Here is a 14,957-nt window from a genome sequence, read left to right as displayed (position 1 = left end):
ATTATGAATCTAAAGAAATCGTATTATTTGAAATTATTCCGTAGACTTTTCCTTTTAAATCCTGGTTTTCAAAAATAGCATTTTTAGATTTAGAAATAATGTCTTTACTTGAAAATGTATATTTTGTATCAGGGTTAAATAGCGTAATATCTAATTTGTTTCCAATATTTATCGGGGTTGGCTCTACACCAAATCTCAGCTTTCCTTTGGTTAAAATATCTACGGTTTTCTTTAAGGTGAATAGTGTTTGTAAGGCTCCAAAAGCGCTTTCCAAGCCAATGGTTCCATAAGCTGCGTGGTCAAACTCTACCTTTTTATGCTCTATATCCAAGGGATTATGATCACTAGTTACCATATCAATAGTGCCATCTTTAATACCTTCAATTAAAGCATCAATATCGTGTTGTGTTCGTAATGGTGGCAATACTTTATAAAGGGTATTGAAATCGGTTAAGACCTCATCACTAAAAAATAAATTATGGATGGTGACACTGCAGGAAACATCTAATTTTTTCTTTTTGGCCTCTCTAATTAGAGCGACAGATTTAGCGGTCGATATGGTTGGTATATGTAGTTTTCCATTGGTGTATTCTAATAAAAATAAATCTCTTGCCACTTGTAATTCTTCAGATAAGGTAGGGTTTCCTTTTAATCCTAAGGATGTGCTTGTAATGTTTTCGTTCATAACGCCTAACCCAGAAATCTTGTTGTCTTGAGGAAACGAGCAAACCAGTCCGTTAAAATTGCTAGTGTATTGCAATGCCAACTTCATAAGGTTAGGATTAGCAACAGACTTTTTGTAATCATAAAAAGCGACTGCACCCGCACTTTTCATATCATATAACTCAGCTAAATCCTCTCCATTGCTATCTTTAGTTAAAGCACCAACAGGAAGTAATTTTACAGCATGATGCTCTGCTTTAGAATTTACAAAGGTTATATCTGAATTGGAATCAATAATAGGATGCGTGTTAGCGTTCATGGCAACAGCAGTAAAGCCTGAAGCGGCAGCTGTTTTAAGTCCGTTTTTAATAGTTTCTCGATCTTCAAAACCAGGTTCGCCAAAACAGACACTACTATCAAACCAGCCTTGAGAAATATGCAGGTTTTCAAACGAAATTTCTTGATATTTTTTTGGGTTTTTTAGGTGGTTTCCAATTTGTGATATCACACCCTTTTCAATTAATATATCTTGAGTTAAGTTATGAAACTCACTTTTAGGATCTATTATTGTAGCCGATTTAATTAGTATGTTCATTTGAAATATTTTAACAAGAGCATTTCAATAATCAAGAACGCTAATGCAAAAATAACAAACCATTTCCATAGCTCATTAACTTTTGTATCACTTTTTAGTGTATTAAAAATATCGGTTATTGAATCACTGGTTTTTATGTTTTTTATGTTGGAAATATCTTGATAAACTAAATTACTTTCCCTTCTATTATAATTAAAACTTACATTTTGAATTGTTTTGTTTTTGTCCTTAATAGTATAAATTCCAGATTTAGAAGGCTCATCAACAGTAGTTAATACCACTTTATTATTGTAGTACTGTTGTTTAGGAATCATATTTATGTCGTTGCGTTCAAGCGATAAAATATCATCTTGATGTAGCTGAACAGAAACATCAAAGCTGTTTTCTTGACCTATAGTAAAATACAGAGGAGGGATTTTAAAACTAAACTTTCCAATATTGTATAAAGTTGGTACAATTAAAGGTGAATTTATAAAGTTTGAATTTGCCTCATTTAAAGGTGCTGTAAATATATAAGCTTGTTTACTTTGAAATAAAAATGGCTTAGAATTGTCGTATTCGAGAATAGAAGAACTCACATTATACGATAAGTTGTAAAAACCGTTAACTTCTGGGTATTGAAAATTAGATACTCGATTTTCAAAAACACCAGTTGCATATAACGGATGCGAAAAATTAATAGTAGTTACACGTTTTTTGTTTTCTATAAAGCCACTAAAAGAGGTATTGTAATTTTGTAATAAAGCATTGTATGAATCAATGGCACAGTTTGTAGATGGAATTATAATTATGGACCCTCCTTGGTTGCTAAAAGACTTTAAAACACTTTGTAGCGTATTTGGTATGGAATTTAGTTCGTTTAAAACAATAAGGTTTTGTTGTGCCAATACATTATAATCTAACTCATTAATGGTTGTTGATTTATAATTAAATTCATCTGTTGTATAAATGCGCTTTAAAAATGAGTCATCTGCATTATTAATGCATAAAACATTAATTTTTGGTGTATTGTTTACATTGAAAAACAAACTGTTGTCATATTGTAAATCAGTATCATTAATAGTAATTTTCCCATTGATAGGCTGATTTAAGGGCAGTGAAAAAGTAGCTGTTGTATCATTGCTAAACGCAACAGATGTTTTAGCTATTAATTGGTCATTATTAAATAGAGAAATAGGTAGATTATTAATAAAATCACCTTGGTTTTTTAAGGCAACATTAAGTTCTATAGTATTACCAGTTGTTTTTGCAATATAAGCGGAATCAATTGTGATATTTTTGGTGCTAACGGGTTTTAACTTTACAGCAAAAATTCTAAACAGCGAATCAATATCTGGTTTAAATTGTGACTTTTCTTCTTGAAAATCAGAAATAAACAAAATATTTTTTATTGAATTAGTTTCCTTAAATAGCTTTTTGCATTTTAATAAGGCAGCATTATAGCTGAAAAATTTTGAAGAGTAGTCAATTTCCAGTACCTCATTTTTAATGGCTTTTATTGTGGTGTTTTTGTAAGTGTTGTCGTTTGTTACTAATGTGATCTTTTCATCTTCAGGGATATTGGTAATAATATCTTGTAAGGCACGTTTTAACAGGTCTCCTTGATTTCCTTTAGCTTGCATACTAAAGGAGTTGTCTAAATAAATAACCGTTTCAGTTGTTGTATTAAAAGTTTTCTTTTTAGAAAAAAAAGGTTGAGCAAAAGCAATGATTAGAAATGCTAAAATTAGTAAGCGTGTTAATAAGGTTAGCCATTTTTTTAATTGAGAACTTTTACGAGTTTGTATTGTAACTTCTTTTAAAAAAGATACATTGGTAAATGCTTCCTTTTGAAATTTTCTAAATTGAAATAAATGTACAATGATTGGTATTAGCAGAAAAAATAGGGCGTAAAGAAGTTCGGGGTGTTTAAACTGCATGTCATATTTAGATTTATCAAACCTACATAATTTTTTTTATTTTTCTATTGTAGAATGAACAATTTAGATTAACAGAAAAACAGATAATCTTCAACAGGTTGCATTTCTAATTTAGTCAAATAGGCTCTTATAGCTTTCTGAGCTTTTTTATTGGCAACAGTAATAATACTTTGTGGATTTTTAATCTGGGTTAATGTTTCAAAATTTTTTAAGGTTTTCCCATAAATATCTCTACCAATTTTGTTTGGATTATCACAAATCCATTCAAAATCAATGTGCCTATTAACGAGTGTTTTAGCAATTAATTTTCCTTTTGTTCCGGCTCCCCAAAGGGTCAATGTTTTACGATGATTATAGTCAATATCTAAAAAATGATGAATCTTGAGCGACGTAAAATGATTTTGAGCATAATGGATTTGTGTTCTGGATGTTCGCGTGCTATAATCTCGCCAGTTATGTAAAACAGTATCGCAAGGAATACATTTAAGTTGATGTTTGTAAAACCGAAACGTTAAATCATAATCTTCTGGATATATGTTGGGGTTAAACGCATCACAAGCTAATAAGTCTGTTTTATAAACCATCCAACACGGAGACGGGATGACGCATTCTTTATAAATTTCGATATAATTGGTTCCCGATTTAGTTAGGGTATTTAGCCAATTTTCATAGCTTTTATAGCCTGGTTTTACACCATCTTTTGCAAAATATTTAACTAAACCTACGGCTACATGTTTTTTACCATGTTTAGTAAGGTTGTTTGATAGTATTTCTAATTTGCGAGGTTCCATAATATCATCGCTATCCATTCGGGTAATTAATTCACCCGTACTTTTAGATAAAGCAAGTTGTAAAGCATCAATAATTCCACTACCAGAATTTTTAAAAAGTTTTATTCTAGGCTCATTCTCAGCAAAGCTTTTAACAATGCTATAACTTGCGTCTGTTGAAGCATCATCAACTATCAAAACTTCCCAATTAGTATAGGTCTGATTTAAAATAGAGACTAAACAATCTGGTAAATAGTTTTCCGTATTTTTAAAAGGAATTAAAATGCTTACTAAAGGTGGATGCATACTGCGAATTTAACTAAACCTTAAGAATAAAGAAAGTAACATAATCTTATTTTTAACGATTAAAATAAAAGAGAAAACTAAAATAAATGAATACAAGATTTTTAATCACAGTAGCGTCTGTTATATTGTTATCTAGCTGTAGTACAACAAAAACTACCGGAAACGATTTAGCTACTACAACACCTATTGAATCTCAAATAAATTTAACCAAAGTAAAAAATGATAAAGTGCCTGTAACTATTGATCCAGGACGATTTACAATAGATACCGTTACGTATTACATACCAAAGACAGTACCTGGAACCTACCAATTAGATGATTACGGACAGTACATTGATGGATTTAAAGCCTACGATTATAATGGGCATGAAATGAAAGTTGAAAAACCAGATATTAATTCTTGGAAAATAGTGAATGCCAAACAACTTGACAAAATAAGCTATTTAGTAAATGATACTTATGACATTGAACAAACTGGAGGCATTGGTGATGAGACACCATTTTCTCCAGCAGGAACCAATATAGAGCCCAATAATTATGTGTTAAATCTTCATGGTTTTATTGGTTATTTTAACTCATTAAAAAATAATCAATATAAAGTAGATGTTACCGCTCCAACCAACTTTGTAAAATCAACAGCATTGCAACAAACGGGAAGTATAATTAGTCCAGATGGTAAAAGTACAACAACAAGTTATGTTGCTTCTCGATATTTCGATATTACAGACAACCCGATGATGTATGGAAAGTTGACTGTTGAAGAATTTCAAGTAGGTGATATTAAAATTGTATTAAGCGTATATTCTCCAAATAATTTACATTCTGCAGCCTCTTTAAAAGATGCTATGTATAAAATGATGAAAGCTCAAAAGGCATTCTTAGGCGATATGAATACAACCTCACGTTATGATATATTTTTGTATTTATCTGAAGGCAAAAAGGATTCGCCAAAAGGTTATGGTGCCCTAGAGCACAACAAATCTACTATGGTAGTTTTTCCAGAAGATATGTCTGATGAAGAATTGGCAGATAGTATGATTGAGACCGTTGCACATGAATTTTTTCACATTGTAACGCCTTTAACGGTTCATTCGGAAGATATTCAATATTTCGACTATAATAAACCTACATTTTCAAAGCAGTTATGGATGTATGAAGGGGTTACCGAGTATTTCGCCAATTTATTTCAAGTTAATCAGGGGTTGATATCAGAAGATGAGTTTTACAAAAAGATCATGGATAAAATCGAAATGTCTTTAAACATGTATGATGATACCATGAGTTTTACTAAAATGAGCGAACATGTTGATGAAGAACCTTATAAGAGCCAATATGCTAATGTTTATCAAAAAGGAGCTTTAATAGGTATGTGTATTGATATCTTAATGCGGGAAGAAAGTCATGGACAACGTGGTATTTTGTCATTAATGAAAGAGTTATCACATAAATATGGGGCAAATAAACCTTTTGATGATGATAAACTAATAGATGAAATCACAGCGATGACGTATCCTTCTGTTGGAGAGTTTTTAAAGACTCATGTTGTAGGAACAACGCCAATCAATTATGAAGTTTTCTTTCAAAAAGTTGGATTAGAATTGGTTGACTCTAAAGTAGAAACTAATTTTATTTTAAATGGGTCTGATATCATTGTAGGGGGAAATAGGCAATACGGTACTATTTTTTTTACTGATTTAGTTAAAGATAATAGCTTTTGGAATGATTTAGGGGTGCAACCTCGAGATATTATTAAAAGTGTTAATGGTACTAAGTTGACTATGCAAAATGCAGATTCTGTGATGCAAGATATTTTTTCATGGAAACCAGGACAAGATATAGAGGTTGTACTTAACAGAAAGGGAGAGGATGTTATAATCAAAGCAAAAACAGTACAATCGTATACTGCAGGAAACGTTTTAAAGGCAGACCCAAAGGCTACCGAAGCACAAATAAAGTTACGTGAAGCTTGGTTAAAGGGATAAAAATTATAATACATAATTAAACAAAAAAGCGAGCTATTTAGCTCGCTTTTTTGTTTTAGTTTTTAATATTTTGCAGCTTTTCCTTTTGAAAGCGAATTTTTTATAAACTCTCTTAGGTCATTCGTTGCTTTAATTAAATCATCATGACGAATATACATCATATGACCACTTCTGTAGCCTTTAAAAGTAAATCTATCTTTCATCTTTCCGCTAGGATCTATTTGGTGCATGGTATATTTAGCTCCAAAATAAGTAGTCGCACCATCGTAGTAACCAGATTGGATAAGTACTTTTAAGTATGGGTTTTCAGCCATAGCTTGTCTTAAACGGTCTCGGGTAGTATCATTTCTGTTATCCCAAGGGTGAACATCCCCAAACATATTATATTTTATATCTGTTTTAAATTTTAAATAGTCCCGTATATAATAGTTTATTGCAGGAGTGAAGGAGTGCAACCATGAAGTTAGTTCCGGATTAAAATCAGGGCTATCTCCTGCTTCAGTTTTATCAATACCTAAATATCTAGAATCTAAACGACCTATAGTTTCACCAGTTTTGTCGCGTAATAATTCTTTCCAAAAAAAGCTAGTTGATACATTTAAATTATTTTGTAGAATAGCGGTTTGGCTTAGACCAGAATAATAAGCCATTTTTTTAGAAACATCTTGTTTTTCAGACTCAGAAATAAATCCACCTTTGGCAAGTGCAGGCATTAATTTGTTGAGGGCATAATCTTCAACTTCGGGAAGAATCTCCAATAAATCTTTATTTTGTAAATCAGGATTCAGCGCCTTATGATGCCAAGCGGTTGCCGTAAAATAAGGTAAATTTAATGCCGAATAAACCGGTTGATTAGTATTGTAAAGTTTATAGTCTGCAGGCGAAACCATAATCACACCATTTAAATACATCCATTGGTTATTTTGTAATTCGTTTGCTAAACCCATTACACGTGTGCCTCCATAACTTTCTCCAATTATATATTTTGGCGATTCCCATCTGTTTTTTCTGGTGACAAAGGTATTCATCCATTCGGCTAAGTATTTTATATCAGCATTAATGCCAAAAAAGGTTTCTCTTTCAGGTAATTTACCGTCTTTATCGGCAATCATTCTAGAATACCCTGTATTTACGGGATTAATATAAACAATGTCTGCGACGTCTAATATTGAATTAGGATTGTCTTTTACACCATATGGTTGAATAGGATACCCTTCGTCATCAATGTTTAGAACTTTTGGACCTGTATAGGCAATATGCATCCATGCAGAAGCAGAACCTGGTCCGCCATTAAATGAAAAAATAATAGGTCTGTTTTTTTTATCTGTTTTATCGCATTCGTAATAGGTATAAAAAAGAGTTGCAATAGGTTCTCCTTTTTTATTCCATACAGGTTGTGTTCCCGCAGTTGCTTTATAAGAAATGATCTGATTTTTTATGGTTATTGTATGCGATGTTGTTACTGTAGTATCAGCTGGTATTTTTATGTTTTGAGAAAAGACCGAACAAACTGAAATGATGAATACAAACAATAAAATTTTTTTCATGATAAGTTGTAATAATTAAAGTTTTAAATATAAAGAAAACAAATGTTAAAACCCTTCAAAAACACCAAGTCCAAATAAAGCAAAATCATATTTTACAGGATCCTTAGCATCTAGTTGCCTCAAAGCAGTATCTAATTCTAATAAGGCCTTAGCGTCATTTTGTTTACGGCTTAAAAGATCAAGTTTTCGAGCAACATTACCTGAATGCACATCTAACGGGCAAGAAAGCTGACTAGGAGAGAGGCTTTTCCAAATACCAAAATCAACACCTGTTTTGTCATTTCTAACCATCCATCTTAAATACATGTTAAGTCGTTTTGCAGCCGAATTTTTTAATGGATCGCTAATATGTTTTTGCGTTCGTTGCAAATGTTCTATCTCGAAAAAAATAGTTTTAAATTTTGATATAGAAGTTTGCAAGGATTGATTTTCAGCGTATTTTGAAAACACAGATTCTAAACCATTATGGATTTTATAAATATGTTGAAGAGAAACTATAAATTGAATAAAATCATGACCATTAAACGTTCTATGAACAAACTGCTGAAGTTTTTCCAAATCGGTCTCATGATGATTCATAACAAAATCATATGGAGAATTATCTAATAAACTCATCATGTGTTTAGCATTATTAATGATACTTTTTCTGTTTCCCCAAGCTATGGTCGCAGTTAAAAAGCCTGCAATTTCTATATCCTCCTTTTTATGAAATAAATGTGGAACTTGTATCGGGTCACTTTCAATAAAGTTAAGATTGTTGTATTGCTGAACTTTAACATCTAGAAACTCTTTGAGGTCTTTTTTATTCAAGGGTTTTAATTTTAAACTCAAAGTTACGTATTATCAATATGTTTAATAAAACATATGTGAACAAAAACGACTCAATTTTGTATATTAGATATATCCAATAATATAAACAGAATGCAACATGTTTCTGAAATCTTAGATTTTTTCCCACCAGACAGCATTAAATTTCTGTTGGTTTCTCTGTTTGCACTTCTCATTGGTATGGAACAGCACAGGCATCATATTAATGAGCCTGACGAAAGTCTTTTTGGTACCGACAGAACCTTCACACTTATTGGTATATTAGGTTATGTTTTATATATTATAAATCCATACAGTTTAATTCCTTTTCTCGGAGGAGGTATTATAATATCTGCTTTATTGGCAATCTACTATTACTAAAAAATACAAGTTTATAAAAAGTTTGGAATGACTACACTTGTCATTGCTTTGATAACATATTGCTTAACACCGTTAATTTATAAACAACCTAATTGGTTAGTTATTCTGGTTTTGGTGACAGTTTTAGTCATTACCGAAATAAAAGAGAAATTATTTAATATTTCAAAGAAATTTAATGATAGTGAATTCATTACGCTTGCTAAGTTTTTAGCAGTGGCAGGTGTTATTTTACCCTTATTACCGGACACTCCAATTTCTACTGAAATTAATATTTCGCCATATAGGTTTTGGTTGGCTATTGTAGCAGTATCATGTATTTCTTATGTAAGTTATTTACTAAAAAAGTTTGTTTTTCCAAACTCTGGAATCTTGCTCACAGGAATTTTAGGCGGTCTCTACAGCAGTACAGCCACCACAATTATTTTAGCACGAAAAAGTAAAGAGCTAAATGAAAGCAATAAAATTGCTACAGCCATAGTATTGGCTACCACTATGATGTATTTACGAATTTTTTTGTTGGCCCTGTTTTTTAATGAAACAATTGCGTACAAACTTGTTCCTTCATTTTTAGTGTTTATTGGAGTATCATTATTACTTGTGTTTTACTTTTATAAATTTTATCACCCTAAAAAACATGATGCCTCAGGCCAAATAACCATTGAGTCTCATAGTAATCCGTTGGAGTTTAAGACTGCTTTAGTGTTTGCAGGATTGTTTATTCTGTTTGGATTAATAACCGGAATGGTAAATTCTAATTATGGCACAGCAGGCGTTAATGTGTTGTCATTTGTTGTCGGAGTTACTGATATTGATCCATTTATATTGAATCTCTTTCAAAGCAAATGGGATTTTGAAAACACGGTTTTAATTGCAGCAGTATTAAATGCCATTACTAGTAATAATCTATTAAAAATGATTTACGGAATTTCTTTTGGAAACAAATCCATTAGAATACCATTAATCATATCTTTTGGCATTTTAATTGTTTTGGGCTTGCTTTTGTCTTTTTTAGTTACGTTTTAGGGTGTTTTCAGAAACCTTTATTCTCTGTTTAATATTATACTAAGGTATTTGCATGACTCAAACATGTAGTTTTTTGTAATTTTAAGATTACATTAATTTACAAACATGTCGACAAAGTGCAAAAATTAACTTTTAAAAGTCTATTTTTTATATTGAAATAAACTAAAATTCAATTTTATATCGTTATTTAGTCAACAAATAAATGTATTATGAGAAAAATTATAGTTCCAATTTTAGCCATTCTTTTTATGAGTTGCCAAAAAGATGACGTAAAACCCAATACAGAATCAGCACCTGTTATTGAGGCTTTAAATGACTATGCTATAGTGAATCAAATCTTTCAAGATGTTGGCAATAACAGTGGTGATGCAGTTTTAAATGCTGAAAACACATCAACAGCAAAAACAAGTAAAACCAAAACTGTAGAGCCAATTATAACTGTTGAACCGTTAGATTTTACAACATTCCCTAAAACAATTACTATCGATTATCAAGATGGTGTTTTATGTAAAGATGGCGTTACACGTAAAGGGATTGTAACGATTGTTTCTACCGATTGGTATAGAAATGAAGGAAGTGAACACACAACAACGTTTAACAATTATTATCATGAGGGTTTTAAAGTTGAAGGGACACATTATGTGAAAAATTTAGGTGAAAATCAAGATGGTAATTTAGTATTTAATGTGATTATTGAAAACGGAAAAATTACTGGTACATCAGGTGAAACCATTGATTATACTGAAGATTCTACCAGAACTTGGGTAGCAGGTTCCGATACACCTTTAAATATTTGGGATGATGAATATTTGTTAGATGGCACACAGTCTGGAATTAGTTCTAAAGGTGTTGAATACTCATTAACTGTTGAAGACCCGTTACATTTTGTGTTATTACCTAGAAGTATAGCATCAGGTATTTTAAATATAGATGCTGGAAATATAAATGATATAGAATTGAATTATACTGAGTCAACAATTACCATATTAGGAACTACGTTTCCTTGGTAATTAATGATATCATGATTTTACATAATTAGTAACAACAAGGGTTTAATGAACTTTCATTAAACCCTTGTTTGTTTATGCTAGTTATTGGTTATTTTTCCATCCACCATCACTAGTTTCCTATCGGCTAAATTGGCGAGTTCTTCATTGTGAGTAACAATTACAAAGGTTTGTCCAAATTCGTCACGTAGCTTAAAAAAGAGACTGTGTAAATTTTCGGCAGATTCGCTATCCAAATTCCCAGAAGGTTCATCAGCAAAAATTAAATCAGGATTATTAATCAAAGCTCTGGCTACGGCTACTCGCTGTTGTTCACCACCAGATAATTCGTTTGGTTTATGATGGTAACGGCTTGATAATCCTAAGAAATCTAAAAGTTCTATAGCTCTCTTTTCTGCGTCAGCTTTTTTGGTACCTTTAATAAAAGCTGGCAGGCAGACATTTTCTAAAGCTGTAAATTCTGGTAATAATTGGTGGAATTGAAATATAAAGCCAATGTGTTCATTTCTAAATTTGGCTAAGCCTTTATCATTAAGAGAACTAATATCTATCCCGTTAATAGTAAGCTCAAATTTTTCTTTGTTTGAAGCTTGATCAAGAGTTCCTAATATTTGTAGTAAGGTTGTTTTTCCAGCTCCAGAAGCGCCAACAATAGAGATTACTTCACTTTTTTTTACATGAATATCAACACCTTTTAAAACATGTAAATCATTATAAAACTTATGAATGTTTTTTGCTTGAATCATAAAAGATAAATCTAGGTGTGAATTTACTACTTTAATGTTTTATGTACAATTAAGAGATAGGTTTCTTAAAGATATTTTTAATGCTAACATAATCAATAAAATATTGAATGCGTAAAGAGAATGTATTTTGAATGGGTTGATCAAACAATGTTTTTAGGCTACGACCAAAAGTATCTGTTGAAGCATTATCATAATTAAATAACTGATTTCTATATAAAGCTGTTAAAAAACTACCTGGCGCAAATTGCCAAGAGTAACTTAAATCTAAATTCCAGGTATTGTAATTAATATTTGGATTGTCTTCCAAATCCGCAATTTGGTAGCCACTGTTTTGATTTAAACGACCGTTTTCTTGTAAAGTAAATAGATTATTTTTGTAATCTACCGTAGACCAATAATTTCTAAATGTTAATGATAAGGAGTTAAACGGATTGAATGTATAATTTGCCGAGATACTGTTTTCTATAGTTTTTCTATTGCGTTCCCCAAAAATAATATCATCGTTAACTGTTGCTGTATAACCTCTATCCTTGAAATCTTTACTAAAATCAAAAGAATAAATGATTAGAAAGTTTTCATTAAGTCGCGCTCTTGGGCTTAATTCAAACCAAAGTTCATTTGTATTTCTGTTTGTTTCAAAATAGTTGGCACCACCTATACTAGCATCAAAAGCAAATGTTTTGTTATAATTTGATGAAAACCATATATTAGTATTTAACCTATTTTCATAGATAAAAAAGCGACCTTCGGTTCTTGGTTCAAAATAGTCATATTGTTTGCCAGCCTCAAAGTTAATGTTGCCCCCATAGTTATTAATTTTTTTAGTTTGTGCATTAAAATTACAACCAAAACTAGTTCCTGTATAAGTTCCTGGATTTGCTAGTCGTTTGTAGTTTACATAAGTGCCAATAAAATAATTGTTTAACTTTTTTGTGGGCTCAAAAATTCTATAAGTGAAGTCTACGCCGAAATTATTGTAATTGTTTCTGTATAACAAGCCTAAGTCATTAATGTCAAATTTAGTGTCTGCATAACTATGATCAAAACTATACCTGAATTTCCCGTGAGATTTTCTAGCTCTAAAAAACGAACTAAATCCTGTGGAATTACCTGTATCTAAATTAAGATTACTCATTTTAGCTTCTCCATAAACATTGTAAGTGTTTCTTTTGTTGGAAATGTCAAAAACTAATCCTGTAACATTGGCATCTCTAAAATTCCCGTCACGAGTTACATTGGTATTTATTAAACTTATAGATGAATTTTTATTGAATTGCTGATCTAAAACAAGAATGTTATAGTTGGTAACAGGTTCTACAACTTCTTCCCGTATTTCTCCTGTAATGGTATCTCTTATAGTAGCATTTGTTTTTTCAGTAACGGCATTAAAAACTCCTATACCCAATCCTTTTTTAGTTCTTCCAGAAACTTTTAAAGCATTTAAAACTTTTACATTATTAGGATAATCTTTAATTTCTTCATTGTCGTTTAATTCGGCTTCTTTACTTGGGCTACTACCAATACGCCTTGAAAAGAATAAATCACCTTTATTAAACAAATCGACTCCTTCTGTGAAAAATTGACGTTGTTCTGAATAGGTTTGTTCAAAGGGTCCTAAATTTAATTCTAAATCATCAAACCCTGCTTGACTAAAATCTGGAACTAAGGTAGCATCTAAAGTGAAATTTTCAGTAATTCCATACTTAACATCTAACCCGAAATTTAAATCTGTATTTGTTTTTCCGTCATAATTATTGACTAAACCAGAAGTAAACGGATAAAAACTTAGCCTAGTAGGAGATTCTATATGTTCCAATGATTTTAGTTCACCGTTGTAGAGACTAATATTCCCTTTTGTTCTATCTACAGGACTCCATGTATATTGAGATCGGTCTCTTCTAAATTGTCTATGAAATTGTATCCCCCAAGTTTGCACATCTTCATTTGAAAACCGAAGGGCTCTATAAGGTATTTTTACTTCAACAATCCATCCATCATCAACTATATTTACCTTGCTTTCCCATACAGCATTCCACCCAAAATCTTCTCCGTTACTGGGGCTAGAAATCGCATCAGCTTGCGTACCAGAACTAAATACAAAAAATTCTGTATCGTTTTGTGCATCGTTGTTGGGGTTGATAATAATTCCAAAAAAATCAGACTGCCCAAAATTATCTCTGGTAGTTATTTGACGCATTATTTTTGAAGGATCATCGTGCAGATAAGCTCCAAAATAAATAGCATTATCATCATAGGTAACTTTTACTATAGTTTTAATACCAACGGTATCTTTTATACCCATTTCTGGTCTGAATTGGGTGAAATCTTTAGCTTCTTCAGATTCTTGCCAAATATCATCGTTTAAAACACCATCTATTTTTGGTGCTTTGTGGGTGCGTTTAATGTGATACGTTTTTTTGGTTTGTGAAAATCCAGATAAATTAACGGCAAATAGTAATGCCATGAAAAGAAAAAATTTCATGAATGATTTGATTGATGTTTTTTATGTCTTTACAAAAGACAATAAAAAAATAAATTAGTTACAGTTTGTAATACAAATTTACTATTGAATAAAGTTGAAAGTCATAATTAAACGTTAAAATATTATTTTCATGTAAGGTGTTAATAGTTAAAACAACTAAAAATTACTTAATTTTAATTTTTATGAACAATACGTTACAAGTAGCCACATTTGCTGGTGGATGTTTTTGGTGTACGGAAGCGGTTTTTTTAAAACTTGAAGGTGTGGAAAAGGTGGTTTCTGGTTACACAGGAGGACAGATAAAAAATCCAGCTTACAGAGAGATTTGTACAGGAAGAACAGGGCATGCTGAAGCCATTCAAATAACATTTGATGATTCAAAAGTGTCATTTACAGAATTGCTTGAAATCTTTTTTGCAACGCACGATCCAACAACGTTGAATAGACAAGGGAATGATGTTGGTACCCAATACCGCTCCGCTATTTTTTATCGTGATGAAAAGCAAAAAAAGAATGCTGAAGAATTTATAGCCTTACTTCAACAAGAACATATTTTTGAGAATCCAATTGTCACAGAAATCACCGAATTAGGGCCCTTTTATTTGGCTGAAGAAGATCATCAAAATTATTATAATTTAAATAAAGAACAACCTTACTGCCAGTATATAATTCAGCCAAAATTGAAGAAATTGTCTCAGTACTATAAACAGAAATTAAAGAAAGACTAAG

Annotated in this window: 12 protein-coding genes; 5 read left to right on the top strand and 7 right to left on the bottom strand. The window is 31.4% G+C overall.

Features of this window, described 5'->3' with window-relative positions; genetic code table 11:
- Nucleotide 1 precedes the first annotated feature (1 nt).
- From G5V56_RS09845 to G5V56_RS09835, 3 genes are all read right to left on the bottom strand, one after another.
- Complete coding sequence (locus tag G5V56_RS09845) at nucleotides 2-1,258, bottom strand: dihydroorotase (RefSeq protein ID WP_166964380.1); 1,257 nt, start codon at nucleotides 1,256-1,258, stop codon at nucleotides 2-4.
- Nucleotides 1,255-3,177 (bottom strand): vWA domain-containing protein, encoded by a 1,923-nt coding sequence (locus G5V56_RS09840; RefSeq protein WP_166964378.1) that lies wholly within the window; start codon nucleotides 3,175-3,177, stop codon nucleotides 1,255-1,257. Before G5V56_RS09840 ends, G5V56_RS09845 begins: the two co-directional genes overlap by 4 nt.
- Before the next feature lie 68 nt (nucleotides 3,178-3,245).
- Nucleotides 3,246-4,253 carry a glycosyltransferase family 2 protein gene (locus G5V56_RS09835; RefSeq protein WP_166964377.1) on the bottom strand — a complete coding sequence of 336 codons (1,008 nt, stop codon included), beginning with the start codon at nucleotides 4,251-4,253 and terminating at the stop codon, nucleotides 3,246-3,248.
- 86 nt (nucleotides 4,254-4,339) lie between these two features.
- Here G5V56_RS09835 and G5V56_RS09830 point away from each other — a divergent pair, with 86 nt between their 5' ends.
- Nucleotides 4,340-6,235 (top strand): M61 family metallopeptidase, encoded by a 1,896-nt coding sequence (locus tag G5V56_RS09830; RefSeq protein ID WP_166964376.1) that lies wholly within the window; start codon nucleotides 4,340-4,342, stop codon nucleotides 6,233-6,235.
- A gap of 62 nt (nucleotides 6,236-6,297) precedes the next feature.
- Here the strand turns inward: G5V56_RS09830 and G5V56_RS09825 are convergent, their stop codons facing one another.
- On the bottom strand, nucleotides 6,298-7,782 hold the full coding sequence (locus G5V56_RS09825) for a S10 family peptidase (RefSeq protein ID WP_166964374.1): 1,485 nt from the start codon (nucleotides 7,780-7,782) through the stop codon (nucleotides 6,298-6,300).
- A gap of 45 nt (nucleotides 7,783-7,827) precedes the next feature.
- Nucleotides 7,828-8,592, bottom strand: a complete 765-nt coding sequence (locus G5V56_RS09820; RefSeq protein WP_166964372.1) for a TIGR02757 family protein — start codon at nucleotides 8,590-8,592, stop codon at nucleotides 7,828-7,830.
- 111 nt (nucleotides 8,593-8,703) lie between these two features.
- Here G5V56_RS09820 and G5V56_RS09815 point away from each other — a divergent pair, with 111 nt between their 5' ends.
- From G5V56_RS09815 to G5V56_RS09805, 3 genes are all read left to right on the top strand, one after another.
- On the top strand, nucleotides 8,704-8,970 hold the full coding sequence (locus G5V56_RS09815) for a hypothetical protein (RefSeq protein ID WP_166964370.1): 267 nt from the start codon (nucleotides 8,704-8,706) through the stop codon (nucleotides 8,968-8,970).
- Between the two features lie 27 nt (nucleotides 8,971-8,997).
- Nucleotides 8,998-9,993 carry an MgtC/SapB family protein gene (locus tag G5V56_RS09810; RefSeq protein ID WP_166964368.1) on the top strand — a complete coding sequence of 332 codons (996 nt, stop codon included), beginning with the start codon at nucleotides 8,998-9,000 and terminating at the stop codon, nucleotides 9,991-9,993.
- Between the two features lie 209 nt (nucleotides 9,994-10,202).
- Nucleotides 10,203-11,003, top strand: coding sequence for a hypothetical protein (locus G5V56_RS09805; protein ID WP_166964366.1), 801 nt, complete (start codon nucleotides 10,203-10,205; stop codon nucleotides 11,001-11,003).
- Between the two features lie 77 nt (nucleotides 11,004-11,080).
- On the opposite strand, the gene G5V56_RS09800 is transcribed toward G5V56_RS09805, so the two are convergent.
- Together G5V56_RS09800 and G5V56_RS09795 are read right to left on the bottom strand one after the other, a co-directional pair.
- Nucleotides 11,081-11,746 (bottom strand): ABC transporter ATP-binding protein, encoded by a 666-nt coding sequence (locus tag G5V56_RS09800; RefSeq protein ID WP_166964364.1) that lies wholly within the window; start codon nucleotides 11,744-11,746, stop codon nucleotides 11,081-11,083.
- A gap of 49 nt (nucleotides 11,747-11,795) precedes the next feature.
- Nucleotides 11,796-14,210 carry a DUF5916 domain-containing protein gene (locus G5V56_RS09795; protein ID WP_240911284.1) on the bottom strand — a complete coding sequence of 805 codons (2,415 nt, stop codon included), beginning with the start codon at nucleotides 14,208-14,210 and terminating at the stop codon, nucleotides 11,796-11,798.
- A gap of 200 nt (nucleotides 14,211-14,410) precedes the next feature.
- Here G5V56_RS09795 and msrA point away from each other — a divergent pair, with 200 nt between their 5' ends.
- The gene (gene msrA / locus G5V56_RS09790) at nucleotides 14,411-14,956 is read left to right on the top strand and encodes a peptide-methionine (S)-S-oxide reductase MsrA (RefSeq protein ID WP_166964360.1); all 546 of its coding nucleotides are present in this window, start codon (nucleotides 14,411-14,413) and stop codon (nucleotides 14,954-14,956) included.
- Nucleotide 14,957: the final 1 nt, after the last annotated feature.

The sequence above is a fragment of the Yeosuana marina genome, assembly GCF_011762485.1.
Taxonomy (GTDB): Bacteria; Bacteroidota; Bacteroidia; order Flavobacteriales; family Flavobacteriaceae; genus Yeosuana; species Yeosuana marina.
This window is presented reverse-complemented; position numbering and strand designations above follow the sequence as displayed.

Bases quoted from the DNA above. Each gene is read 5' to 3' on its own strand.
- msrA (WP_166964360.1), top strand. From the start codon at position 14,411: ATGAACAATACGTTACAAGTAGCCACATTTGCTGGTGGATGTTTTTGG.
- G5V56_RS09805 (WP_166964366.1), top strand. From the start codon at position 10,203: ATGAGAAAAATTATAGTTCCAATTTTAGCCATTCTTTTTATGAGTTGC.
- G5V56_RS09830 (WP_166964376.1), top strand. From the start codon at position 4,340: ATGAATACAAGATTTTTAATCACAGTAGCGTCTGTTATATTGTTATCT.
- G5V56_RS09825 (WP_166964374.1), bottom strand. From the start codon at position 7,782: ATGAAAAAAATTTTATTGTTTGTATTCATCATTTCAGTTTGTTCGGTC.
- G5V56_RS09810 (WP_166964368.1), top strand. From the start codon at position 8,998: ATGACTACACTTGTCATTGCTTTGATAACATATTGCTTAACACCGTTA.
- G5V56_RS09835 (WP_166964377.1), bottom strand. From the start codon at position 4,253: ATGCATCCACCTTTAGTAAGCATTTTAATTCCTTTTAAAAATACGGAA.
- G5V56_RS09845 (WP_166964380.1), bottom strand. From the start codon at position 1,258: ATGAACATACTAATTAAATCGGCTACAATAATAGATCCTAAAAGTGAG.
- G5V56_RS09815 (WP_166964370.1), top strand. From the start codon at position 8,704: ATGCAACATGTTTCTGAAATCTTAGATTTTTTCCCACCAGACAGCATT.
- G5V56_RS09840 (WP_166964378.1), bottom strand. From the start codon at position 3,177: ATGCAGTTTAAACACCCCGAACTTCTTTACGCCCTATTTTTTCTGCTA.
- G5V56_RS09795 (WP_240911284.1), bottom strand. From the start codon at position 14,210: ATGGCATTACTATTTGCCGTTAATTTATCTGGATTTTCACAAACCAAA.
- G5V56_RS09800 (WP_166964364.1), bottom strand. From the start codon at position 11,746: ATGATTCAAGCAAAAAACATTCATAAGTTTTATAATGATTTACATGTT.